We start from the raw sequence: 24230 nt of genomic DNA, 5'->3' as shown, positions 1-24230 counted from the left end.
TTGAAGTCGCCTCGCAAGTAACCCCATCAACATAATATCGATATATCAAGTAGATTGATATAGTTCAGAGCAAAAAACTCGCAAATATTACAAAAATGATATTGATAACGATAATTATCAATCTTTTTGCGAATCATATTGAGAAAAGCCAATAAGCCCAACAAACTCATTAAACATGTTTCTCATACTTTCTACAATGCGACTTTTCTTCTCAGCGCGCGCCTTAGCCGCAGCGCCAAATCTGCTCATTCTAGGCATTAAATCATTAATATCTGTACCAAGCTCACTCACTTCGCCAGCGCTAAAAGATTTCTCCATAAACTTGCGAGTCAAAGCATCGTTTAATCCTTCGCTTTGCACGAGTTGCGCCAAATCATGATTATACTTTTTCTCAACATACTCGCTCCAGCAATCAACAATGCTCAACTTGTTGCCGTTAGAATCGTAAACGGTAATGTTACCTTCAGAATCCACAAGATTCCCAAGCTCATTCTCGTTAAGCTGCGCAATAAACCCTTCAATAAGCTTCTTTTTACTACGCAACTGCGGGCTAGAGTCAACCGCCACCCTAATAGAAGCAAGAACATTTTTATCTTTACAATGCTTGCTATGGTAATGTTCTACTAACATCAAAATGTAGTCAATATTTACTTCTACTTGGCGCACAAGCTCCATCTCAAACACAACGTCATCCGTAATGTCTGCAATCTCGCCTTTTTGCTCTTTGCGCTTCCACTCTTCATGCAAATCCTGGTAATGCCCCAAGTAATCTTGCATATCGCGCTCTTTGATTATTTCGTTGCCTTCAAATTGATCGAAAGCTTTCAGCATATTACGCAATCGCAGTATATTACCAAAAAGCGATATAAACTTTTTCTGATTCTCTTCTCCAACAATGTTGAATCCTTGCAGCGGATACTTTTCCATAAGCTCATTTACTAAATCGCTGTATCCACAACGCTCAATTCCTTTAGCATCAATATAACCGTTATAAATCTGCTCAAACGTAGGGCATAGCACAATACCTTGCGCATCTTTATCTCCAAAAAGAGCTACCGCTTCGTCAACTCTATAACTCAAATCCCTAAAGCACACAATGTTTCCGAATGTTTTAACGGAGTTTAAGATTCGATTTGTGCGCGAAAACGCTTGAATAAGCCCATGCATGCGAAGATTTTTATCTACCCAAAGCGTGTTCAAAGTTGTTGCATCAAAACCAGTTAGAAACATGTTGACTACAATCAAAACGTCAATTTCCTTATTTTTCATGCGAATTGAAACGTCTTTGTAATAGTTTTGGAATTTGTTATTTGACGCATCATACGCAGTATTAAACATTTCGTTATAGTCTTTTATTGCACTTTCCAAGAATTCTTGCGAATTTGCGTCTAGATTTGCCGTGCTTTCTGAATTTTCTTCTCCAAGAGAACCCATGCCGTTGGCGTACGCCGAAGAATCTGACTCACCCTCGTTTACTGCATAGCTAAAAATAGTTGCTACTTTTAAGCGTTCGCTTGGAGGCAGATTTTGCTGCTGCTTTTTGAACTCGTTGTAATACGCTTTTGCAAGAGGAATGTCTGCAACAGCAAAGATTGAATTAAATCCGTTTACGTCAACTGCTTCAGAAGATTTTTTAGCATCTAAAGTATTATGCTTATCTGCAGCAAGTTCTTTAACGTTAATAATGCGCTTGTATTTGTAAGTTTTCTCGTTGCGATACGTTTTTTGAGTAAAATGCTCAATAATGTATTGAACAACATTATGCACGCGCTCCGGGTGCTTAATTACATCTGATCGATTAATATCTTTAACCAATTCGTCGGTTGCTTTTTCCAGCTCGCTCGACGTTTTTACAGTAGCAACGTATTCCACGCGGAATGGCAACACATTTTTATCGTTAATCGCGTTAATGATTGTGTACGTGTGCAAGCACGGTCCAAAGGTTTGCTCGGTTGTAGAAATATGCGCAGCGTCGGAGCCAGCAGCGTTCGCTTCAAAAATTGGCGTGCCAGTAAACCCAAAAAGCAGAGCATTTTTAAAGTGTTTTACAATATCTGCATGCATGCCTCCAAACTGACTTCTGTGGCATTCGTCAAAAATAAACACTATGCGCTTTTTGTAAATTTCATGGCTTGGGTTGTTGCTTATAAACCTACTAAGCTTTTGAATAGTGGTTATAATAAGCCTGCATTCTTCCGTATTGTCTTCTAGCTGTTTTGTAAGCACAGATGTTGAAGTGTTACTATTTGCGGCTCCTTTTTCAAACCTGTCGTATTCTCTCATTGTTTGATAGTCAAGATCTTTACGGTCTACAACAAACAAAACTTTGTCAACAAGATTCTTGCCTTCTGCGTCTTTTAACGCTTTTACTAGCTGCGATGTTTTGAAGCTAGTTAGCGTTTTGCCAGATCCAGTAGTATGCCAAATATAGCCGCCCTTTTGACGCTCTGATGCTGGCGTTTTGCTCGCATTAGCAAACATGTATTTTACGCGATTCACTATGTTTTCTGCTGCAGTAATCTGGTATGGTCGCATTACCATCAAGCATTTGTCTGCATTAAAAACGCAATATTTTGTAAGAATGTTAAGAATTACGTGCTTTGCAAAGAATGTTCTAGCAAAATCGCATAAGTCGGAGATTATAGTGTTTTGAGCATCGGACCAATAGTTTGTAAATTCAAAACTGTTACTTGTTGTTGTGTTGCTAGATCCTTTGCTTTTCTGCTCGTTGTAAGCATTATTGCGAGTTGAGTTGGAGTAATACTTTGTTTCAGTGCCGTTTGAGATTACGAAAATTTGCACGTATCCAAATAGTCCGCTTCCAGCCCAAAATGAGTCACGAGCATAACGGTTAATTTGATTGAACGCTTCTCTAATAGGCACACCTCTGCGCTTTAGCTCAATGTGAACCATTGGCAAGCCGTTTACTAAAACAGTCACATCGTAACGATTGCTACGAGCAGGGCCATTTGCATCATTATCGTTTGCATTATTGTTTGCACTATCGTTTGCGTTAACAGCATACTGGTTGATTACTTGCACAATATTCTTGTGAATATTTTCTTTGTCAATAATAGTAATGTTCTTATCTGTGCCGTCATCTTTTTTGAGTATTTTAACGTTATCTCGCTGAATAGTATCTGTTTTCTTAACTATATCGTCAGTGCTGTTTGCAATATTTTCTTTGAAAAATCTTTCCCACTCATCATTTGAAAAATGGTAGTCGTTGAGCTTTTCGATTTGCACGCGAAGATTTGCTATAAGATCTTTCTCGTTGTGAATGTGAGCATACTCGTAGCCTTGGGATTGCAAAATGTTAATGAACTCTTCTTCGAGTTGCGCTTCGCTTTGATAGTTGCCGTTATTGCGCGCGCTCGGCGTAAATGTAGACATTACAGTGCTATCTTGATTCTCTAACACGATTTTCATTTTGCTTCCTTCTTATCTACTCACACTCGAATTTTTAATTACGCACGCTTGAAGGTTAGGAGTTGATCTCGATAATACTCGTATTGCTTGCGTCTAGCTTCGATTTCTGCAGGCAAGCCTTGAGTTAGATCATTGCACAATGCGTCAAAGCGATCCAGAATTTGTACGATTTGATTCTGTACTTCTAGAGGCGGGATGGGGAGAACTAACTCCTCCAAGTCAGACTTGTTAATTGCAGGAACTCCGCCATCTTTCTTAAGAGACAATATTGCATACGAATTATTTGACAAGCAATAATACAGATATTTATTTAATACAAAGTCAGCATTTCCAGCGATTTTATAACATAAAGGTCCAAGCCAAAACTTATTTTTTTGATACCCAACATAACCAATACCACCTTGACCTCTAGAAGGCGTTGTCACCACATCCCCATCACAATTCCAATCTAATGAATATCCAGAATTAGTAGTTCCAGCATTAATATATTCATACAAAGAAGGTGATTCTTGAATATCACTTAATTTACTGCCAGTTGAAATAAAAGCAATATCACCGAGTTTTTTATACTCCACACCGTTTGGGCAGTAGCGCGAGATAAGCGAGTGTAGAGGATTATTATCGTTAAAAGTGAGCAAGGTATCGCGATAATACTCGTATTGCTTTTTACGGTCTGTAAGCTCTGCTGTAAGCTCTGCTGTAAGCTCTGTGAACGTGTCTAAAATCCGCACAATCTCCGCTTGAACCTCAAGCGGCGGAACTGGGATTTCAAAATCTTTTATGCTTGAAATATGCACATGTGGTACGCCGCCGCCTTTTTTCGTAGCATAAATAGCTTCCTGCTTACTAAGCAAAACATAATACAAAAACTTAGTTAATGTTAAATCATTTACACCCTTAACAGAAAAAGCATCGCAAACAAAAATAGGTTTATCCCAATATTGCACAAATCCAGCACCTGCACCACTGCCAGCAACAGTGATAGTTTCGCCGTTCCTATTAGAAATATCACAATAATAAGCTGGTTCGCGACCGCCAGAAATCACAGGAATATCACCAGGATTAACACTCTTTTTTGTAACAGTCGTGCCGCGCTTCATATCAGACACATCACTTAGTGCCTTATACTCCACACCATTCGGGCAAAGCTCAGCGATTAATTCCTCAAGTTTGCTAGTCATTGAGCCACCTCGCTATTATCAAAGTTAACGCTGCCAGCTTCAATCTCGCTTACAATCTTCTCAATTTGCTCGCGTAACTCTTGCTCACGAGCGCAAATAGTTTGCAATTGCGCATTAAGCTCCGCAATATCAATCTTCTCGCGAGTATCTTCCGCTTCAACATAAGTGGAGACGGAAAGATTGTATTTATTGGATTCCACTTCTTCCAAAGACGCTACGTGCGCAATGTGCTCCACATCTTGCCTAGCAGTGTACCACTTAACAATCTGCTCAATGTTCTCGTCCGAAAGCTTGTTACTATTCGTTGACTTTACAAACTCTCGGCTCGCATCAACAAACAATATAGAAGTATCATTCCGCTTGTTTTTGCGCAAAACCATAATGCACGTAGCAATCGAAGTGCCAAAGAATAAGTTGCTCGGAAGTTGAATCACGCAATCAACAGCATTATGCTCAACTAAATATTGGCGAATCTTTTGCTCGGCTCCGCCGCGGTACATAATCCCAGGGAAGCAAACAATAGCAGCAGCACCGTTTTCCGCCAAATACGCCAAGCAGTGCAACACAAACGCCATGTCTGCCTTGCTTTTTGGAGCAAGCACACCAGCTGGAGCAAAACGAGGATCGTTAATCATCAACGGATTAGAATCCCCCTCCCAACTCGTAGAATAAGGCGGATTAGAAACAACTAGCTCAAACTTTTTATTATCCTCGTTTTTCGGCTTTATAAGAGTATCGCCGCACGTAATAGTAAACTTATCAAAATTCACATCGTGCAAAAACATGTTCATGCGGCACAAGTTGTAGCTAGTAACGTTCTTTTCTTGACCGTAAAAACCGCCATTAATGTTTTCAATGCCTAGCACTTTTTTGGCTTTTAAAAGAAGCGAGCCAGAACCGCATGCGGGGTCATATACGTCTGAAATGCTTGATTTTCCAATGGTTCCAAGGCGCGTGAGCAGCATTGAAACTTCTGCAGGCGTAAAGTATTCGCCACCAGACTTGCCAGCGTTAGAAGCGTACAAGCCCATTAAATACTCGTAAGCATCACCAAAAGCCTCAATCACGTTGTTGTTTACACTACCAAGCTTCATCTCACTAATAACTTGCAATAACCTAACAAAACGCTTATTTCTGCCTTCAACAGTATCTGCAAGCTTAATATTATTCACATCGTAATCGGAGAATAATCCCTTAAAATCGTCAGACGAATCAGTTCCTTGAGAAGAAGCTTCAATATTGCGGAACACGCGGCTCAACGTTTCGTTTAGATTGCTATCTTGAGGAGCATTCTTAAGCACATTGCAAAACAGCTCGCTAGGAAGTATAAAGAAGCCTTTAGCAGAAATCATCTCACTGCGAAGAGGCTCGGCATCTTCATCGCTTATTTTTGCATAATCAAAGTCTGGATCGCCGCCTTCAGATTCATGCTCGTTTTTATTGATGTAATCGCATAAATTCTCGGAAATATAGCGATAAAACATAGTGCACAATACGTATGCTTTGAAGTCCCAACCATCAACGGAACCTCGCAAATCGTCGGCAATCTTCCAAATCGTGCGATGCAATTCCGCGCGTTCTTCTTCTTTGCGAGTGTCCATTTTACTGCTCCCTATTCGTGCAATTCGCGCAATTCGTGCAAGCGTATGCGCAATATATAAATAAACGCAATAATTAAATAAACTAAATACGCGTTCTTTAATATTCTACTGTAAACGCGCACAATCAACAGCAACGCCACTCGCATCGCTTAGCCTAGCTTCGATTCTTGCAAGCAAGATAGCTCGCATAGTCATTATTGGGCATTAGTTGGCATTATTCAGCATTAGTCCGCATTACTCAGCATCATTCGGCAAAAAAGTGCACTGGGAATGCACGCGTTTTGCGAAGCGCATGATTTGGCGAGATTACAGCAAACTCAGCACTGGTAGTTTGCACGATTTTTTGCAAATCGCTTTCTTGCGATACAAACAATGCCGTTGCGAGCGCATCGGCGTAAGCTGTTGGAAAATCGCAAGTTTTAGCAGGAATATAAACCCAGCTGGCGCATAAATCGAAAGCAGGAATGCCGTCAAGCGCATTAATCAAGTGAGTCGCAATTAAATTAGACTCAAAGCCACTTGCATCTTTGCCTAAGCAACTTGCTTCTTTTACTTTCCAACGCTTTCTTGCACTAGACGATGCACACAACGCTCCGCTTGCGATTGATGCCACTCCAACTGCTTGAGTTGTGTCAAACGGATTTTCCAGAGCCACTTTTATTTGATCATTCTCTTCGCTAAAACAAGCGCGCATATCTCCGCCAGCGTTTACAAGAAAATCAAAATCCGCATGCGAATCGCTATCCGCAGGCGAATCACTACCAAGCTCCTCTTTAATAATCTGTGTTACGAGATCTACAAAATAGCCCTTTCCAGCTGCACCAAAATCAAGCTGCACTGGCTGATTTGTGCAAAGCGTTGCACTGCCGCTATCTTGCGAAATATCCGACCACGTAACTGGAAGAGCGCGGCGATAGTTAGACCAACTGTCACTATCATCACTCGCGCTAGATGCCGACTCTGGAACGAATTGCACAGAATTATTGTAGCCAAGCGCAAGCAGATCCCCGCCGATGCACGCGTCGAAAGCACCGCGAGTGGCATCGTAAAACTCGCTATAAAGTGCAAAGAGTGGCCCAGCCCATGCTGGAAACTCAAACTCGCCGCCATGCTCCGCACGAGCCATGCGCGAAACAAGCGAATCCGCACGAAAGCGCGAAAGCACCGATTCATACTCTTCAATAAAATCGCGAATCCGCTTCTGCACGCGCTGCGAAATCGGCACGCTGCTAGAGATAATAATCCCCGTGCCAAGTGCGCGCTCAATCGCCACAACGTTCCTAAACATCGCTTGCCTCACTCCCAACATCAAACACTTTATCAATCATAAAAAACCACAACAATACCCCCCCCCCTCCAAAAAAGCCACAAAACAGCAAAATGTCGTCATGGTTTACAGGAAGTCGCATTCTATACCTACATTTTGGCAAAATGAAGGCATAGCACGCAAAAAATACTCATCTATACCTACATTTTCGCAAAAACGCACTATAGAAACATCGGAAGCATTGGCAACATCACGTGTCCACTATTCAAGCAACACTAACGCTTGACGTTAGTAACGCAATGCATTACCATAGTTTTATGGAAACCAGAGAAAAGGAACTTAATGATTACCTATACGGCGGATCATACCCCAAAGGTTATCCAACAGGATTAGAAAAAATCCTAAAGAGAAAGCTACAGATACTAAAGGCTGCATACAATTTACAAGACCTTAAAGCGCCACCAGGGAATCAACTTGAGCCACTCAAAGGCAATTTACTTGGGTATTGGAGCATAAGAGTAAATAAACAGTACAGACTAATCTTCAAATGGAACGATAATACGAAAGAAGCTTACGATGTCTACTTCGACGACTACCACAGATAACTATTTGAGCACTCCAGGCGAAATCTTGCGCGAAGAATTTATGGAACCTCTTAAAATAAGCTCATACAAGCTTGCTCACACTATCGGCACATCGCAAACAGCTATTGGAGAAATTTTAAACGGCAGACGCGAAATCAGTGTAGCAATGGCATACAAGCTATCTAAAGCTTTTAGAACTACCCCAGATTTTTGGCTCAATCTTCAACGAGACTACGACATTTTGCGATTTGACGAATCCAGCATCGGCAACATAACACCACTCGTTTCGGCGTAACATGATTTACACGCTTTAATGCTGAGCAAATACCACTTCGCAAGGTTGAAAATTTTTGGGTAAGCAGAAAAAAAAATCGGGCGACGCATAAATGCATCGCCCGCAAAACTTCCGTTTTCAAGTCGTATTTAATAAATTACTATGATGGCTGTACATTATATACAATCTCTTTACAAAAAGCATACATCTGTTGCAGTGATGTAGATGACTTATACAAGTCCTTATTACTAATCATCCTACCGTCAAACAATTCCTTGATTTCCTGCAAACAATGATCCTTCAAATCCTCACTCTTTATAACATCATCTACAGCAATAAGCAGCGAAATAAAATCTTGCACACAGTTATTTTTCAACCGATTTTGAATAGTCCTTTTTCTTACATCAGGCAATAATTCAACAAGTCTAGAAGCTAAATAACTATTATAAAAACCATCTTTATTCGTTAAATCATGAATAACACAATTGCTATGAGCTGCAGCATTTCGTATACTTCTTATGCTATCCAGCAATGTACAATTAAATCCACAGTATTGATACTTTGAACAATAATACTTGTAAAAATTAACAAATTCTCCAAATGGAATCACTTCTAGAAAAACATATATAGGATAATTAGGGTGAGTATATTTACCCAATATATTCTTCACATACGCAGTAGAACGTCTATTATCAAGCTCTGTTGTAATGCGTGGATACTCTGCGATATATTCACTTACTATACTGAATTCATCAATATTTTTTCTTGTATATTTTTTAATATATTAACTTTTAAAGAATGTTCCACATTAAGACTTGCGCCAATTATCCAACGCCTTAAATACATATCAATAATAGATAAATCTTTTAGAGCCATAAAATCAAGACCCACATATTTACCATTATGCTTATGAAAATTGGCTTTGTAGGCAGTAACTTTAACATAATAATTATGCTCATTCAAAAATGAAATAGCATCCTCAACTGTACATTCTTGAAAAGTGACACCCTTATTTTTTAGTTTATCTATAAGTTGTTCTGTCTTTAACATGAAACCCCCATCCACAAAAAATAATTCAAATAATTAATAAAACTATTTATTTTTTCTTTAATGATTCAAGTATAAGAAAGAACACGAAAAGCAGGAAGAATAAGTAAGTAGATAAATACACACACTTTAACGCTGAGCAAATCCCACTTCGCAAATTTGAAAATTTTTTAATTTTGCGAAGTGAAACGATATTCACATAAGCCGCAAAACATAATAAACAGAACGCAATAAACAGAATACAAAAGGGCCTTCGAGTGTGAACGCAAGCAAGAAAGAAAACAAGCAAGCGAACACACGCGAAAGCCCTAAAACACTAGCGCTAACACGTAGCAGTAATATTAATTAGCTACGCACCTTACGCAACACTGCACCAGAAGCCGCAAACATCAAAGCAGCAAAAGCCACTAAAACGCCAGCAGCACCAGTAACAGGCAAAACACCCTTACCATCACCCTGGCCAGACGTACTATTTGCAACAGTAATATCCGTCCAAGCAAGCTGATTACCCTGCTCATCCACAAGAACAACAGTATGCTTACCAGAATAACCAGCAGGGAATTGCGCATCAAAATAAGGAACACCATCAGCGCCAAGCTTAACAGTCACAAAATCACTACCATCCACGCTACGCAAAAGCTTAGGAGTGGAATACATAAACGCGTAAGCCTTAACAGAACCCTCGCTATGCAAGCGATCAAGGAACGCCTTGTTGCTAACGTTCACAAAAACCTTGTTCACAGAACCTGCAACAACACTGTTGTTGAATCCAACCTTTAGCGTACCTTTTAATTCTGGCTTAAGATCATTAACACTCTTAGGAGCCGCAGGAACTACGGCTTTAGCTTGAGCTGTCTTCTCAGAAGACTCAGTCTTAGTGGAAGAATCTTGAGTAGCATTGGAATCGGAAACAGATGGAGCAGATGGAGCTTTTTCTGCAGGCTTATCACCAGACTTATCTTCCGACTTATCTGGGAGAACATCACCAGAAGCTCCTGGATTCTTTTCACGCGCACTATTCTTGCTCTTCTTAGCTTCCGCAAGAAGATTCTCTAAAGCAACCAATCTAGACTTCTTAGAGTTACGAATCAAATTAGCTATAAAGTGGAAACCTTGATCATCTGCTTGCTTAGCTAGATCTTCCTTTTCTACCTTATAGTTTTTAATAGCGTTCTTAAGATTTACAGAAATCTTATTATTAAATTCTACGGCAGCAGCACCAGCTTGATTTGCTTCAGCAGTAGTAAAGTCAGCAAAAGTCTTATTGCCAAAACTATTTACAACTCCAAGGAACTTTGCAACAGCAGTCTTTTCATCACCAGTAGCAGTAAACATTCCCGTGTTAACTAGCTGAGCTAATTCAACGGCATTAGTATAAGATTTTTCTTGGCCATCGCGACGCTTTTGCAATTCTTTTCTAAAGAATTCAATCTGGGAAGGCGTAGCACTTTTACCACTTGCTTTTAAAGCCTTAAGAAAATCTTCCTCTGATGTCCCTAGGTCTACAATGCCTTTAATTGCACTATCTGTAATTGTTTTTTGAGCTTCGTTAAATAAAGCACGAGCGCCACTAAAAGTCGCAGCTTTGCTCATAAGCGTAGCAGTAAAGTTGAAACCTTTAGCTTTTGCTTGCTTAATTAAGTCTTCCTTAGCATACTTCTCTGCTTCGTTAAGCAAATTTTCCAAAGAAGCTAAAGAACTGTAATTAGACTCTTTAATCTTGTTAGCAACTAAAGTAAGACCCTCATCTTTAGCTTTTTTAACTAAAGCAGCTTTACCATTAACGTATGCGCTTTGAGCATTATCGCGCTTATCTTTACTACCGTAGAAAATTTTCTTCGCCGACGTGAAGTCACCAGCTTCACGCATCTGCTTAGCAAGATCATGCAAACCAATAACGTCGAGATGCCTAGCACGATATTTAACAATCGTGTCATCTACATGCTTAACAACACTAGCATTACCGTCACCATGACCAGTAACCTTTGAAGCATTCTTGCTAACATAATCTAAAAGCTCAGCAATTTCACTTTTAAGAAGACCAGAGTTTTTTACACGGTTTTCGAGCTTCGCTACAGAAGGATGCTTAGCAGATTCTCCACCGCTATTCGTTTGAACTGTAGTCGCGCTATTAGCCAACGCTGGCATTGCAAACGCAATTCCCGAAACAAAAGTCGCTACCGCTGCAAATGCGGCAATCGCTTTTTTACTTAACATACTTTTCCTTTCCTCTCATCACGAATCATCGTGCGAAGAGCCTATTTGCTAAAACAGCACAATAAGTGATTCAATTTAGGCTTAAATTAAATCATTACAAAGTATGCAGATACCCTACCCCCCTAATGTATTGTTATAACCTTTCCATAACAGATAAACAGGGATGAAACAGAAATAAAACAGATCAAACGCTAAAACAGATAAAACAGATAAAACAAAAGCAGGAGTCGCGATAAATAATCGCAAACTCCTGCAATATATGAAACTTAGGCCTTATAAAACCGTAAGAGTCAGGCTAAATAACTTTTGCATTAGGCAAAACGTTGCCGTCTTTATCAACATTGCAACTATGCTCAACAGCAATCGTAATGTGATCGTTGTCAACGGAATAAAAGCCGTCAGTCACCTTAAAAACGTGACGAACGCCTTGCAAATCGTCAACCTTTACAAATCCGTGATCAATCAACGCAAGCACAGCATCATGCCCAGGAAGAACACCCATTGTGCCATTCACAGAAGGAATAACAACAAACTTAGCATCGCCTTCCCAAACAGGATGCCTGGCTGCAACCACACTAACGTGCAGCGTTTTCACTTGCTTTTCTGCCATAATCACGCACCAAACTCTTGCTGCATATCGTGCCAACGACGCTCAAGATCGTCAATGCCACCAATGCCAGAGAACGCCTGCTCAGGGATCTCGTCGTAAACGCCATCGCAAATGCGCGTAAACGCTTCAATCGTCTCGTCTGCTGGAACATAAGAACCTGGGCGGCCAGTAAACTTTTCGGCCACGTAGAAGTTCTGACCAAGGAACTGCTCAATCTTACGAGCGCGGCTCACAGTGGTCTTATCTTCTTCACCAAGCTCATCAATACCAATCAAAGCGATGATGTCTTGAAGCTCCTTATTACGCTGCAAAATGGCCTTTACGCGGTTAGCGCAATCGTAGTGAGCCTGGCCAACATAACGAGGATCCAAAATTCTAGAAGTAGAAGCCAAAGGATCCACAGCTGGGTAAATACCCTTAGCTGCAATGTCTCGCGAAAGCTCGGTAGTTGCATCCAAGTGCGTAAACGTTGTTGCAGGTGCAGGATCGGTGTAATCATCTGCAGGCACGTAAATAGCCTGAAGCGACGTAATAGAATGGCCGCGCGTAGAAGTAATACGCTCCTGCAACGCACCCATCTCGTCTGCCAAGTTTGGCTGATAACCAACTGCAGAAGGCATACGACCAAGCAACGTAGAAACCTCGGAACCAGCCTGAGTAAAGCGGAAGATGTTGTCGATAAACAGCAACACATCCTGATTCTGCACATCGCGGAAGTATTCAGCCATAGTCAAAGCGGTAAGAGGCACGCGAAGACGAGTCCCAGGAGGCTCATCCATCTGACCAAAGACAAGCGCCGTCTTCTCCAAAACGCCAGCCTCAGCCATTTCGCCAATCAAATCGTTACCCTCACGAGTACGTTCGCCAACACCAGCAAACACAGACACGCCGCCGTGATTCTGTGCAACGCGCTGAATCATCTCCTGAATCAACACGGTTTTACCAACGCCTGCGCCGCCGAACAGACCAATCTTTCCGCCCTGAACGTAAGGCGTAAGCAAATCTATAACCTTAATGCCCGTTTCAAACATTTGAGTCTTAGACTCAAGCTGATCGAAAGCAGGTGGATTGCGGTGGATTGGCCAACGCTCAGTCACCTCAATATTCTCGCCTGGCTTAGCGTTCAAAATATTGCCAGTAACGTCAAAAACGTGACCTTTTGTAACATCTCCAACAGGCACAGAAATTGGGCCGCCAGTGTCCCTAACTAAAGCGCCGCGAACCAAACCGTCCGTAGGCTTAAGCGCCACTGCTCGCACAGTTGAATCACCAAGGTGCTGCTCAACTTCCAATGTAATCTCGTGGACGGTATCTCCCTCCGTGTTTCCAACGGTGTTGATATCAACCTTGAGAGCATTGTAAATATCTGGAAGATAGCCAACTGGGAACTCAACGTCAATCACGGAACCCTGAACACGGGTTACGCGGCCAGCCGTTGGGTCGCTTTCCTTTGCATCTTCTGGAGGTGCTGTGGTCTGATTTTCAGCCATATGCTCCTATTCCTCCTCATTATTCAGCGCATCAGCGCTGCCGATAATCTCGGTAAGTTCTTGTGTAATGGAAGCCTGGCGAGAAGCATTAAGCTTTCTCGTTAAATCATCCACCAAATTGCGGGCGTTGTCTGTAGCCGTGTGCATAGCATTTTGCCTACTAGCTGTTTCGGAAGCGGCAGATGTAAGCAAGCATTCGTGAATACGCGACTGAATATACTTTGGCAAAACCGCATCCAAAACCTCGTCTGGGCTAGGCTCAAAGCAATATTCCACAGCATCTGGATTGCTGCGACTAACAGCTTCTTCACGCGCCGAAACCGCACCCGTAGACGAAAGCGAAGCAGAAGGGCCAGAAGCCGCCTCGTAGTCAGGCCTATGCATAGCAAACTCTTCGCCGTCTTTTAACGGAACCAGCTCAACTGGAAGCATGCGTAGCGTACGAACCTTTTGCCTCACCATGTTTATAAACTCAGTGAACACAATGTAAAGCTCGCTAACACCGCCATCTTCTTCGGGAGTCATGTACGCGTCCATTAAAGTATCGGAGATTCGCTCTGCGATTGTTACATCAGGATGATCCGTAGACCCTTCCCAAGTGCCTGCAACGTCGCGATTACGATACTTGTAATAGGTTGCACCTCGGCGACCATACACGTACAACTCTGCGTGCTTTCCTTCGGCATCTAGCTTTGTAAGCAGAGCCTCGGTTTCTCGAATAATCGAAGACGTAAACGCGCCCGCCATTCCGCGGTCGGAAGTCAACGCCAGCACGGCTACGCGATTGCCCGCACGCTCTTTTCCAAAGATTGGATGCTTAATGTTTGCTTCGTGATGAGCTACCAACGCCTGCACGGCATCGAAAATTGCGTCGCTGTATGGCTTAGCATTAAGCGCAATATCTCGCGCTTTTGCAATATGCGAAGACGCAATCATTTCCTGAGCCTTAAAGATTTTACCCAAAGACTGTGTGGAAATAATTCTCGATTTCAATGCAAGTTGGGAAGACATACGCTACTTCCCCTCAGACTCGTTATTGCTTGAATCGCGACCATCCGACTTTGGCTTTGCAACAAGCTTTTCCTTCTCAACAGGAGCAGGATTTTCAGCAGGAGGCAAAGAATCCTTAACAATCAAAGGCTTTCCTGCAGAAGTCTTAAATGACTTACGGAAATCTTCGATTGCTGCATCAAGCTTTGCTTCTGTCTCTTTTGTAAAGTCCTCGGTATCGCGAATCACCTGCAAAATGTCGGTTCCTTTATCGAGATAATCCAACATCTCGCTTTCAAAGCGAAGCACGTCTTTTACAGGAATGTCGTCTAACTTTCCATGAGTACCAGCCCACACGGAAACAACCTCTTGCTCCATGGAACGAGGCGAGAACTGCTTCTGCTTAAGCAACTCGGTTAAGCGAGCGCCACGAGTGAGCTGAGCCTTGGAAGCTGCATCCAAATCGGAAGCAAACATTGCAAAAGATTCCAAAGACTTGTAACGAGCCAACGAAATCTTAAGCATGCCAGAGACCTTCTTCAAAGCCTTAGCCTGAGCAGCACCACCAACACGAGACACGGAAATACCAACATCGACTGCTGGGCGCTGACCCGCGTTGAACAAATCGGACTGCAAGAAGATCTGACCATCGGTGATAGAAATCACGTTGGTTGGAATGTATGCAGAAACATCGTTTGCCTTGGTCTCAATAATTGGCAAGCCAGTCATTGAGCCGCCGCCCATATCGTCGGAAAGCTTTGCGCATCTTTCTAGCAGACGAGAGTGAAGATAGAACACGTCGCCTGGGTACGCTTCACGCCCAGGTGGGCGACGAAGAAGCAAAGAAATCGAACGATATGCTTCTGCTTGCTTAGACAAGTCGTCGAAAACAATCAAAACATGCTTGCCGTTGTACATCCAATGCTGTCCAATTGCAGAACCAGTGTATGGAGCAATGTACTTAAAACCTGCAGAATCCGAAGCTGGGCTTGCAACGATTGTTGTGTACTTCATAGCGCCTGCTTCTTCGAGGCTTTGACGTACAGCAGCGATTGTTGAACCCTTTTGTCCGATTGCTACGTAAATGCAACGAACTTGCTTCTTTGGATCTCCGCTTTCCCAGTTTGTGCGCTGGTTAATAATCGTATCGATTGCGATTGCTGTTTTACCAGTTTGACGATCGCCAATAATCAGCTGACGCTGACCGCGGCCGATTGGCGTCATTGCGTCAATGGCCTTTAAGCCAGTAGACAAAGGCTCGTCCACAGGGTGACGATGAATCACGTCTGGAGCCTGGGCTTCAAGAATACGACGCTCCTTGCACTCAATCGCACCAAGACCATCAATTGGATTACCCAATGGGTCTACTGTACGACCAAGATAGGCGTCTCCCACTGGCACAGATAACACTTCGCCAGTGCGGTAAACTTCCTGCCCTTCTTCAATGCCCGTAAAATCGCCTAGAATAACCACGCCGATTTCGTGAGCATCAAGGTTAAACGCTAGGCCCAAGGTGTCGTTCTCAAAGGTGAGCAGCTCGTTTGCCATGCAGCCAGTCAATCCAGCTACGTGCGCAATGCCGTCACCAGCCGTAACAACATATCCAACTTCTTGCGTTGGCATGTCTGCTGGCTTGTACGAGTCAACAAACCCGTCAAGTGCCTTGCGTATAAGGGCGGGATCAATAGATAGTTCCGCCATAATTCTCCTTAATTTATTACTTCACTGCCTGTGTCCAAGCGCCATTGCGCGCAGAACGCTGCAGCTGCTTAAGCTGCATTAACATTGTGCGGTCTGTTACTTGATCGCCAATACGTATACGCATTCCACCAAGCACGTTTGGATCTACGATTGGGTTTATGTACGCACGATGACCCAACTTATTGCTGTAAATCTCAATCAAACGCTTGATTTGCTTATCCGTAAGAGGCTGAGCGGTTGTAACAGTAACCAAAGTTTCGCCTGCTTCGCGCTCAAAACCAGACCATGCGCCGCCAAAGCTGCCCGTCTTGCCACTTTCTGCGCCACCGTGCCAAGTTCCCACCAGGTAGTGCATAATGCGCAAAACAACGGGATGCGCCTTACCTCCAATAAGCTCGTCGATTAAGCGAGACTTATCTTCCGAAGACCTATTTGGATCGGTAATGGCATCAGAAAGCTCTGGATACTTTTCGATCGTATCCATCATTGTTGAAAGCTCATCAGATATGCGCTGAGCTTCGTCATGAGCGTCTGAAATGGCTTGCGCAAGCGAAGAACGCGATAAGTTTTCGCTTACTCGCGATGCCTTTTCTGGCATCCGTACCTCCTCATTTATGCAAAACTAAGTAGCATTAGCAACACTAAGACATAAAACTTAAGACTTAGTGAAAGCTTGCTTTGACTACTTGTTTTGCGCCGAATCCTTAACGTCTCCTACTTCATCAATCACATGATCAATGATTTTGGAGCCTACGGTATCGTCATCTAGCTTAGAAGCAAGAATCTTTCCAGCTAACGCCGCAGCGAGTACCGAGACTTCTCCTTGGAGGCTAGTCATGGCGTGCTTATGCTGAGCTTCAATGGAATGCTGAGCTTCACTAATAATCTTCGCAGCATCTTTCTCTGCACGCTGTCTTGCTTCATCAACAATCTTGGAAGCTTGTGCACGAGCCTGTTCGCGAGTCTTCGCAGCATCTGCTTGAGCTTGGGCGAGTTCTTCTTCCATCTGGCTCTTTAGCTCATCAGCTTCACGCTGCACGTTGGCTGCTTTAGACATTCCGCCTTCGATTTTTTCTGCGCGCTCATCAAGAATTGCCTGGAATTTAGGCATAACGAACTTGTAGAAAAACGCTGCAAGAACAACTAAAATAACCAGCGACCATATAACGTCGTAAGGCTCCGGCAAGAACAACGCCAGTTTATTAGTTTCGGCTGCATATGCCATGGCTTGTCCTTTCTATTCTTTCAACACTTGTATGCGTTGGAACGAGTTGTTTCGTTCGGTTCAGCTTCCCATAATGTAGGCAACGAATCCGAGCAAGCCCAGAACCTCGATGAATGCCAAGCCAATAAACATGAACAACTGAATACGGTTGCCGACTTCTGGCTGACGTGCAGTGGATTCCATAGCCTTGGATACAACCATTGCCATTCCGATAGCAGGGGAAAGAGTAGCAACGGCAAAGCCGAGAATGCTAAGGTTGCCCGTCAATCCTGCGAGAGCGATGATACTATTCATTGGTTTCCTTTCTTTAGGAACAGTAACCAGTTATAAACCCTAAGATTATTAAACCTGATTTATTTGTTTGCTTTAATTAGTTTTAACTATCTATGCAACAGCAACAGCAGATTTTTCTTCTTTCTCGGGGTAACTTTCCGAAATATACACAGATGCAAGAACTGTAAAAATAAACGCCTGCAAGCCTGCGACTATTATTTCGAATACTGTAAACAGAATGCCACCAAGCAGCCATAATGCACCGCCTAAGGCAAGGAGTTTATTGCTGGAATCCACCACAAAGAAGTTGGTGAATACTAGGCAAGTGGCCACCAGCAAATGGCCAGCAATCATATTCGCAAACAAACGGATTGTAAGCGAAAGTGGTCGCACAATCAATAATTCCAGCAGCTGCAATGGCGTAAGAATAAAGTAAATCGGCCATGGCACTCCTGCTGGGAACAAGGATTCGCGGAAGAACGTTAAGAATCCTTTTTCTCTAATTCCAGTGATTAAGTATTGGCACACAACCCAAAGAGCAAACACTAATGGCCCTGTAATAGTTGCGGTTGCAGCCATATTTAAGCCTGGAATAACTGAGCAAAGATTAAAGAAGAATATTGTTATAAAAAGGGTTGTAATCATTGGCACATAACGCTTTCCGCGCTCTTCGCCAATCATTTCGTACACAATGTTAAATCGCACAAAGTCCATTAGAATTTCTAGCACGCTTTGGAATCTTCCTGGAACCACTTTTGCGCGGGCTGCTCCAATGCCAAAAATAATCATAACGATTACGGCCATAATAAGACGCACCATAATAATTCGATTCATGGCAAAAGGTGTGCCTTGGAATAAAATCTCTGGCGGCAAAAAGTCATTAATGCTTGGCATCTCTGGCTTTGCTGAAGCTAGCAACGCCGCAACATTTATATGCGCAGCTTTCGCTAAAACTTCGATAGCTCCACTCATTCGTGCCTCCTTGTAGGACTCTTTTACAATACAGTTGCATTAAGTATAAAGTTATTCACAAGCTAGTTTGTAAAACCGTAAATCCTGTAAATTCATTCGTTGACATATGTGCGAAACGAAAATATATCTCTAAAAAGCTGATTATACTCTTAGTTTGTACATTTGAGTTATATTTGAGTTATATTGCTGATTATTAACGAGTGTTGCGATTATATCAAGTACGCAAATTCTTAATAACTCGCTTTAGTCACTTGTTTATTATACTCCACATTTGTTTAAAATTAAACTGCTTGCGCGATAAAATTATGCGAGAAACACGCCGAAGACTTGACAAATCCAAATTTGCCCCTATCGTAGATAGAGCTGCTAAAAGTAGCCGACGCGGGGTGGAGCAGCTCGGTAGCTCGCTGGGCTCATAACCCAGAGGTCCATGGTTCAAATCCATGCCCCGCTACTAGAAAGCCAGGAATCGCATATTTCTCACGAATGCGAATCTTGGCTTTTCTTTTACTAACTAACAGCTCCTGCAAGCTTTCTGCGAACATATTCACTTCTGCTTATATGGTAACTTTTCGAAGCTTTTGTTATGCTTTCAAGCTGCGCTTTAGGTAGTTTTATTGTCATACTAACTAAAGGTTCATCTTGTGCAGAGGCCATATGTAGCCCATAATATACAGGTCCTATTACTCCATCATCTTGGTTCTCATCTTCCAAAATCTCAACATCCTTGTCAATTTGCTCGGATGTCATTCCAAATTTTCTTAGTAGACTCTCTTCGTTCATTTTCAATACCTTCTTTTAGCTAACTCAATTTTAATCTTTTTAGTTGGCGGAGTCATTGCGTGATATATCAACACATCTTCACCAATCTGCTTGTATACAATCTCAACATTTCTACCACGAGAATCAAGACCAATACATACCCAGGTTTCATTATCTCTGCGTGCATCAATCATTACACTATGAAATGCTGTAAGAACATCTTCATCAGTGAGTTCTGGATGCCTCTTATGAACGCGCGGCAATATATAAACCCTCATTCACAAACACCTCGCATAAGCCGAAGACTATTGATACTAGATTATCACCGAGGTATTACCAAAAAATTACTCAAGTAATACAAGATATCTGATGTATTAATAAAGGAGAATCGCTAGGCGGCGGCGAGCGCGATTCAAGCGCTCATCGCCAGCAGGAAGCATTGCAAAATACTCAAGCATGCGGTCTTTAATCACCTCTGCGCAATCTTTGTGAGAAGCAAGAAAATCAAGAAGCCTGCCAAAAGCATCATCAATGTGGCCATCAATCATATCTACATCTGCTACAGCAAGCTGAGCGGAAACATCGCCAGGATTATCGCCAGCAGCCTTGCGCACAGCCTCCACATTTGTATTCGTATTTCTGCTAAGAAGCAAAGCCTTTGCACGCTCACGAGACGCCAAAGAATCATTCGGATTATCTTGCAATACTTTTTCATACTCGCGCGCAGCAAGAGCATAATCGCCATTCATAGCTGCATCGTGTGCAATTTTGTGTTCAGGGGGAATGCTGGATGAATCGCCAGAATCCGCAGAATCGCCAGAATCCGCCGCATTATCATCTACGCCAGAATCTGCCGAATCAATATAAGGAGCCGTTCCAGCAACACCAGACTTTTCTGCAACCTTAACTAATTGCGGCAAAATGGCACTACAAATCTGATTCAACTCATCTTCGCTAGGCAATCCTTGGCAAATAGGCATTGGCCTGCCCCCAACCAATCCATATACAGCTGGAAGCTGCTGCGCGCGCAAAGCTTGAGCAATCGATGGGCTTTCATCCGCATCAATTCGCGCAAGTTGCATTCTGCCATCTAAGGCACTAACGGAATCCGCAAGTTTTTGCGCTAAGTCGTAAGAAGTTTCGTCACTTTTTTGCCAAACAAGCAAAATAATTGGAAAACTTACGGAAGTTTGAACCATTGCTTGGAAAGTTTGATCGTTAACATCAATCACGTATCCGCCTGCAAGTGGAATTTTAGACTGCGGTTTGCCAGATTTTTCGGCAGCTTCGCGCTTTGCAAGAGCCTCCGCCTTGCGCTTTACGCCTTCTAGGTCTACTGCACCAGCAAGCGAAAATCCGCCTGGGTTCATACCCATAGATTGTGAATCAACCATATTTCCTCTTTTGCTTATATTGCTTTACAGATATCTCTAAAACGTTAAACGCATTACAGAAAGCCTAAGGCGCTTCTACAACGCCTCTACCTTTATAGGCTGACGCTCCGCCCCAACAGGAATAATCTTTGCATCCGAGCCAGCAGGAGGTACAACCATAGCAACAACGTTCACATAAGTTACGCGCATTGTAGAAGTAGCTTTAGAATCCCCAAATAACGCTTTTTCTTCGTCGGAAGCTGGCCTAGATTCGCGGCCTTCTCCAGCTTTTCTAGTCCAAACTGAATCAATGCGAGCAATAACCAAATCACTCCCATCGCTTGCGCGCATAACGCTAATCTGGTTTGTTACAGGAGTAAAAACTTGTTCTTGAGATCCCTTATTTCGCTCCATTCCAGCTTGAACTGTTTTAGAAAGCTCGCTTAGTTTTGATCGCAAATAATCATTAGCAAAATACTTTGCAAACTTGCTCGATTCTCCCCTTTGCAAAACATCCGCATACGCTGTAACAGCCGCGTGTGGAGACATAACAAGCCCCGAATCATTAGCTTTGCCCATAGAAGCTCCGATTGAAGGAACTGGGAATTTTGGCAAATGCACACCAGGGAAAAGCCTTGCAACAGCCCAAAGCTTGTAATTTGAGCGCGCGCTATCTTGGCGAATCACCAACAAACGTTTAGACTGCTGGTCTTTTGTTGTTGTGGTAATTGTCATTAAATCGCGCGGCCAACTTGCGTTTGTTGGCACAATTGTTTGAGCAACTTCACGCGGAATAGTGGTTTTTGCATCTAGCTTGCCCGTTTTTGCAGCAATCGCCAGCTCACTTGCGCGCACAAGAGCCGAAGGGCCACTCATGTATTCCGCAAGATTACTTGCGTTTTTCTCTTCGTTAGCTTTTTCTAAAGAGCGCAAAACTCTTAAACGTATATCTTTTTCTTTGATTGGAGTTACGTCTGGAAGCTCTTTAACGCTAGAGCCTTCTGCAGCCTTAGGAACTTGGCCTTCGCAAGCGCAAAGCGTAAGGCACATTGCCGAAGCAATTACCGAAGCACACGCAAAACGCGCGTAGTGCTTGATTTTATGCGCATAAAACATAGTCACACTTTCCAAAATACGTTACTTTTTGCGGTTTTTTGAAGGTTTTGAGGAGCCACTTTGGGAACCATTTTGAGGACCGTTTTGGCGGCTGCCATTTTGATGGCTAGCATTATTAGAGCCATTTGCACCACGATTGGCATTATTGCTGGCGTTATTGCTGACCTTGTTGCCGTTGGTATTTCCGCCACTTGCATAGCCACTCGTGCGATTCTCTGAGCCTTTATACTTGCGATTTTTGCCACGATTTTGGCTTCTGTTGTCACGCTGGTTAAACTGGTTGCGCGACTTGCGCCTTGCTTCACCAGGCTTTGCGCTACTCGAATCGCCAGCCTCCGACGATTTGCCAAGATTTTCGCCAATGCGATTATCGCGCTTACGATTATCGTTGTCTTTACGATACTCTGCATCCATTATGCCATCTCGATTTTTATGTTCACCGCGATTGGTCTTCTTGGAGTCGTCAGCAAAATTTTCTTTGCAATCGTTGCGATTCTTGCGATCCTTATACGATTCCTTCTTGTAGCGCTTTTTTGCAAACCCAGTTTGTGATTTAGATGCGCCTTGTGATTTTTGTGATTTTCCAGACTTCCCTGCAATTCCCGAATTTCTAAATTCGCTAGATTCGCTAGATTCCGCAGATTCATGCAAATCCTTCGATTGCTCCGACTGATTCGCGCTAGACAAGTCGAAAGACTCCGCTGCATTATTCTCCGCAGCGTTATTCCCTGCAACGTTATTCCCTGCAGAATTATTCCCTGCTGCAAAATCGCCCTTAAAATCAGAACCCGACTCGCTCGCAAGCCTTGCAAAATAAGCTTGCAAATCATCTTTAGAAATAACAGTTGTTTCGTCTAAAGCCGCAGTAGGGGAAGAATTTAGACCAGACTTTACGCTTATAGAAGAATCTCCAGCGGCTTGCGACTTTGTTGTACGCGTTCTTGCGTGAACTCCGTGACGCGCATGCGCACCAGAGCCCACTTTATGCTTAGACTTTTTGTCTTTATTGCTACCAAAAACGCCAGCTATTGTTCCAGCCAAAGCCTCCGAGAACTTAACTTCTTCTTGGCTATTGTTTTCAACACTAATCAATCCCGTTCTGCTTGCAACAAGTCGCTTGTTTCGCCTGCGATGCGGAGCCATTGCAAACACAGAAGCCGAAAGGCCACATAGCAAAATAAACAACGCTCCTACAAAATACATAGGAGTAGCAAAATCAGGAAGATTATGCCTGCGCCAACGCAATTCAACAAAAGCTTCGGGAGAATTCTTACCAAGATCGATTATAAGAACCCTGCGTGCAATTTTTGATTGCAACTCCGACGACAATTTTTGATGAGAAGTCTGCGATTGCGCGCCATTTTGAGCATTGCTTTGCGCACTATTTTGCTCTTGCGACTCCTGCTTTAACGCTAAATCCGCCGCATTCCCCACTTGCTCAAAGTCGGCAGCATTTACAAACAACTTTGCCAAACCCATTTGGCAAGTGGCGTTAGTCCATAAATCGGAATCCTTAAAATCAACGTCTTTAGAAGCATCTTTAGAAACGTCTTTAGAAACCTTAGAATCGGCCGTTTTTGCGCTATCTACACGCGCATTATCGTCTGCCTTCATAACATCGGTAGAAAGACTACTCCAGTTATTAAGGCCCGTTATTCGCTGAACGGAATAACCCTTAGTCCATCCACGAACATCTTTAGCTAAGCCAACTGCAACGCAAATCGGCTTGCGACTATTTAGTGCCGCAACGCTAATCTTTACTCTATAGTCAACAAGATTCAAAACGCCTGGATCTGTAACAATGTATCTAGACCCATACACGTTTGCATGCGCCGAAACAATAGAGCTTGGCTTCCAAACAGTTGCGTTAAGCACACCAAGAACAATACTAAGAGCAGCAAGAAGGCCAAAAATTGGGGCCACTACTCCTCGCATAAACCTAGCTCGTTTTGTAGGACGTTGCATCAAACCTCTTTCTTAAGCTTGGCACGCCGCCAATTAGGCACCCCGCACGCGCACAAACTTATTAACGTAATTCTAAATTCGTTATATTTTATCCACTGCTATCTATTCTACAATCTTTACTAATCTTTTATAAGGTTTGATGTTTTGCGCAAT

22 protein-coding genes and 1 tRNA gene are annotated in these 24230 nt (G+C 42.9%); 3 read left to right on the top strand and 20 right to left on the bottom strand.

Translation table 11 applies throughout. The features are described 5' to 3' along the window. Nucleotides 1–117: 117 nt before the first annotated feature. From NYP69_RS05180 to NYP69_RS05165, 4 genes are all read right to left on the bottom strand, one after another. Nucleotides 118–3429 (bottom strand): type I restriction endonuclease subunit R, encoded by a 3312-nt coding sequence (locus NYP69_RS05180; RefSeq protein ID WP_473410701.1) that lies wholly within the window; start codon nt 3427–3429, stop codon nt 118–120. A 38-nt stretch (nt 3430–3467) separates the two neighbouring features. Then, a complete protein-coding gene (locus tag NYP69_RS05175; protein ID WP_020758068.1) occupies nt 3468–4610 on the bottom strand; it encodes a restriction endonuclease subunit S in 1143 nt (380 codons plus the stop codon). After that, complete coding sequence (locus NYP69_RS05170; RefSeq protein ID WP_473410700.1) at nt 4607–6211, bottom strand: type I restriction-modification system subunit M; 1605 nt, start codon at nt 6209–6211, stop codon at nt 4607–4609. The genes NYP69_RS05175 and NYP69_RS05170 overlap by 4 nt, the downstream gene beginning before the upstream one ends. A gap of 244 nt (nt 6212–6455) precedes the next feature. Beyond that, nucleotides 6456–7499: an FAD:protein FMN transferase gene (locus NYP69_RS05165; protein ID WP_473410699.1), complete on the bottom strand. Its 1044-nt coding sequence runs from the start codon at nt 7497–7499 to the stop codon at nt 6456–6458. A 296-nt stretch (nt 7500–7795) separates the two neighbouring features. Between NYP69_RS05165 and NYP69_RS05160 the strand changes: the two genes are divergently transcribed. Beyond that, nucleotides 7796–8083: a type II toxin-antitoxin system RelE/ParE family toxin gene (locus NYP69_RS05160; protein WP_020758781.1), complete on the top strand. Its 288-nt coding sequence runs from the start codon at nt 7796–7798 to the stop codon at nt 8081–8083. Then, entirely contained in the window at nt 8055–8357 is a 303-nt protein-coding gene (locus NYP69_RS05155; RefSeq protein ID WP_473410698.1) for a HigA family addiction module antitoxin, read from the top strand. Before NYP69_RS05160 ends, NYP69_RS05155 begins: the two co-directional genes overlap by 29 nt. Before the next feature lie 139 nt (nt 8358–8496). On the opposite strand, the gene NYP69_RS05150 is transcribed toward NYP69_RS05155, so the two are convergent. The 11 genes from NYP69_RS05150 to atpB form a co-directional block, all read right to left on the bottom strand. Beyond that, the gene (locus NYP69_RS05150) at nt 8497–8994 is read right to left on the bottom strand and encodes an Abi family protein (RefSeq protein WP_257983661.1); all 498 of its coding nucleotides are present in this window, start codon (nt 8992–8994) and stop codon (nt 8497–8499) included. Between the two features lie 80 nt (nt 8995–9074). Continuing rightward, entirely contained in the window at nt 9075–9386 is a 312-nt protein-coding gene (locus NYP69_RS05145; RefSeq protein WP_263053128.1) for an Abi family protein, read from the bottom strand. Nucleotides 9387–9728: 342 nt separating this feature from the next. Then, a complete protein-coding gene (locus NYP69_RS05140) occupies nt 9729–11600 on the bottom strand; it encodes a hypothetical protein (protein WP_473410697.1) in 1872 nt (623 codons plus the stop codon). Between the two features lie 295 nt (nt 11601–11895). Further along, entirely contained in the window at nt 11896–12210 is a 315-nt protein-coding gene (locus tag NYP69_RS05135; RefSeq protein ID WP_473413006.1) for a F0F1 ATP synthase subunit epsilon, read from the bottom strand. 2 nt (nt 12211–12212) lie between these two features. Continuing rightward, complete coding sequence (atpD, locus tag NYP69_RS05130) at nt 12213–13700, bottom strand: F0F1 ATP synthase subunit beta (RefSeq protein WP_004133619.1); 1488 nt, start codon at nt 13698–13700, stop codon at nt 12213–12215. A gap of 6 nt (nt 13701–13706) precedes the next feature. After that, the gene (locus tag NYP69_RS05125; protein WP_004131536.1) at nt 13707–14711 is read right to left on the bottom strand and encodes a F0F1 ATP synthase subunit gamma; all 1005 of its coding nucleotides are present in this window, start codon (nt 14709–14711) and stop codon (nt 13707–13709) included. A gap of 3 nt (nt 14712–14714) precedes the next feature. Continuing rightward, nucleotides 14715–16391, bottom strand: a complete 1677-nt coding sequence (atpA, locus tag NYP69_RS05120; protein ID WP_004131535.1) for a F0F1 ATP synthase subunit alpha — start codon at nt 16389–16391, stop codon at nt 14715–14717. Between the two features lie 16 nt (nt 16392–16407). Next, the gene (locus tag NYP69_RS05115) at nt 16408–16989 is read right to left on the bottom strand and encodes a F0F1 ATP synthase subunit delta (RefSeq protein ID WP_004131534.1); all 582 of its coding nucleotides are present in this window, start codon (nt 16987–16989) and stop codon (nt 16408–16410) included. Between the two features lie 84 nt (nt 16990–17073). Beyond that, complete coding sequence (locus NYP69_RS05110; RefSeq protein WP_004131533.1) at nt 17074–17616, bottom strand: F0F1 ATP synthase subunit B; 543 nt, start codon at nt 17614–17616, stop codon at nt 17074–17076. Nucleotides 17617–17676: 60 nt separating this feature from the next. Then, nucleotides 17677–17910 (bottom strand): ATP synthase F0 subunit C, encoded by a 234-nt coding sequence (gene atpE / locus NYP69_RS05105; protein WP_004105752.1) that lies wholly within the window; start codon nt 17908–17910, stop codon nt 17677–17679. 90 nt (nt 17911–18000) lie between these two features. Further along, on the bottom strand, nt 18001–18861 hold the full coding sequence (gene atpB / locus NYP69_RS05100; protein WP_004131532.1) for a F0F1 ATP synthase subunit A: 861 nt from the start codon (nt 18859–18861) through the stop codon (nt 18001–18003). A 380-nt stretch (nt 18862–19241) separates the two neighbouring features. On the opposite strand from atpB, the gene NYP69_RS05095 reads away from it, so the two are divergent. Further along, a tRNA-Met gene (locus tag NYP69_RS05095) sits at nt 19242–19315 on the top strand. Nucleotides 19316–19371: 56 nt separating this feature from the next. On the opposite strand, the gene NYP69_RS05090 is transcribed toward NYP69_RS05095, so the two are convergent. The 5 genes from NYP69_RS05090 to NYP69_RS05070 form a co-directional block, all read right to left on the bottom strand. Further along, nucleotides 19372–19644 (bottom strand): hypothetical protein, encoded by a 273-nt coding sequence (locus tag NYP69_RS05090; RefSeq protein WP_004131531.1) that lies wholly within the window; start codon nt 19642–19644, stop codon nt 19372–19374. A 2-nt stretch (nt 19645–19646) separates the two neighbouring features. After that, nucleotides 19647–19901 (bottom strand): hypothetical protein, encoded by a 255-nt coding sequence (locus tag NYP69_RS05085; RefSeq protein ID WP_004131529.1) that lies wholly within the window; start codon nt 19899–19901, stop codon nt 19647–19649. Nucleotides 19902–19997: 96 nt separating this feature from the next. Further along, nucleotides 19998–21017 carry a tetratricopeptide repeat protein gene (locus tag NYP69_RS05080; protein ID WP_016835943.1) on the bottom strand — a complete coding sequence of 340 codons (1020 nt, stop codon included), beginning with the start codon at nt 21015–21017 and terminating at the stop codon, nt 19998–20000. A gap of 75 nt (nt 21018–21092) precedes the next feature. Then, nucleotides 21093–22112, bottom strand: a complete 1020-nt coding sequence (locus NYP69_RS05075; protein ID WP_473410785.1) for a DUF8094 domain-containing protein — start codon at nt 22110–22112, stop codon at nt 21093–21095. Between the two features lie 21 nt (nt 22113–22133). Beyond that, complete coding sequence (locus tag NYP69_RS05070) at nt 22134–24077, bottom strand: hypothetical protein (protein ID WP_116689298.1); 1944 nt, start codon at nt 24075–24077, stop codon at nt 22134–22136. Nucleotides 24078–24230: the final 153 nt, after the last annotated feature.

This window comes from Gardnerella sp. c17Ua_118, from assembly GCF_055804255.1.
This window is presented reverse-complemented; position numbering and strand designations above follow the sequence as displayed.

Coding starts and splice junctions, on each gene's coding strand:
- NYP69_RS05085 (WP_004131529.1), bottom strand. CDS start 19,901: ATGAGGGTTTATATATTGCCGCGCGTTCATAAGAGGCATCCAGAACTC.
- NYP69_RS05155 (WP_473410698.1), top strand. CDS start 8,055: ATGTCTACTTCGACGACTACCACAGATAACTATTTGAGCACTCCAGGC.
- NYP69_RS05075 (WP_473410785.1), bottom strand. CDS start 22,112: ATGTTTTATGCGCATAAAATCAAGCACTACGCGCGTTTTGCGTGTGCT.
- NYP69_RS05160 (WP_020758781.1), top strand. CDS start 7,796: ATGGAAACCAGAGAAAAGGAACTTAATGATTACCTATACGGCGGATCA.
- atpA (WP_004131535.1), bottom strand. CDS start 16,391: ATGGCGGAACTATCTATTGATCCCGCCCTTATACGCAAGGCACTTGAC.
- atpD (WP_004133619.1), bottom strand. CDS start 13,700: ATGGCTGAAAATCAGACCACAGCACCTCCAGAAGATGCAAAGGAAAGC.
- NYP69_RS05070 (WP_116689298.1), bottom strand. CDS start 24,077: ATGCAACGTCCTACAAAACGAGCTAGGTTTATGCGAGGAGTAGTGGCC.
- NYP69_RS05180 (WP_473410701.1), bottom strand. CDS start 3,429: ATGAAAATCGTGTTAGAGAATCAAGATAGCACTGTAATGTCTACATTT.
- atpB (WP_004131532.1), bottom strand. CDS start 18,861: ATGAGTGGAGCTATCGAAGTTTTAGCGAAAGCTGCGCATATAAATGTT.
- NYP69_RS05145 (WP_263053128.1), bottom strand. CDS start 9,386: ATGTTAAAGACAGAACAACTTATAGATAAACTAAAAAATAAGGGTGTC.
- NYP69_RS05110 (WP_004131533.1), bottom strand. CDS start 17,616: ATGGCATATGCAGCCGAAACTAATAAACTGGCGTTGTTCTTGCCGGAG.
- NYP69_RS05165 (WP_473410699.1), bottom strand. CDS start 7,499: ATGTTTAGGAACGTTGTGGCGATTGAGCGCGCACTTGGCACGGGGATT.
- NYP69_RS05080 (WP_016835943.1), bottom strand. CDS start 21,017: ATGGTTGATTCACAATCTATGGGTATGAACCCAGGCGGATTTTCGCTT.
- NYP69_RS05135 (WP_473413006.1), bottom strand. CDS start 12,210: ATGGCAGAAAAGCAAGTGAAAACGCTGCACGTTAGTGTGGTTGCAGCC.
- NYP69_RS05115 (WP_004131534.1), bottom strand. CDS start 16,989: ATGCCAGAAAAGGCATCGCGAGTAAGCGAAAACTTATCGCGTTCTTCG.
- NYP69_RS05175 (WP_020758068.1), bottom strand. CDS start 4,610: ATGACTAGCAAACTTGAGGAATTAATCGCTGAGCTTTGCCCGAATGGT.
- atpE (WP_004105752.1), bottom strand. CDS start 17,910: ATGAATAGTATCATCGCTCTCGCAGGATTGACGGGCAACCTTAGCATT.
- NYP69_RS05090 (WP_004131531.1), bottom strand. CDS start 19,644: ATGAACGAAGAGAGTCTACTAAGAAAATTTGGAATGACATCCGAGCAA.
- NYP69_RS05170 (WP_473410700.1), bottom strand. CDS start 6,211: ATGGACACTCGCAAAGAAGAAGAACGCGCGGAATTGCATCGCACGATT.
- NYP69_RS05140 (WP_473410697.1), bottom strand. CDS start 11,600: ATGTTAAGTAAAAAAGCGATTGCCGCATTTGCAGCGGTAGCGACTTTT.
- NYP69_RS05125 (WP_004131536.1), bottom strand. CDS start 14,711: ATGTCTTCCCAACTTGCATTGAAATCGAGAATTATTTCCACACAGTCT.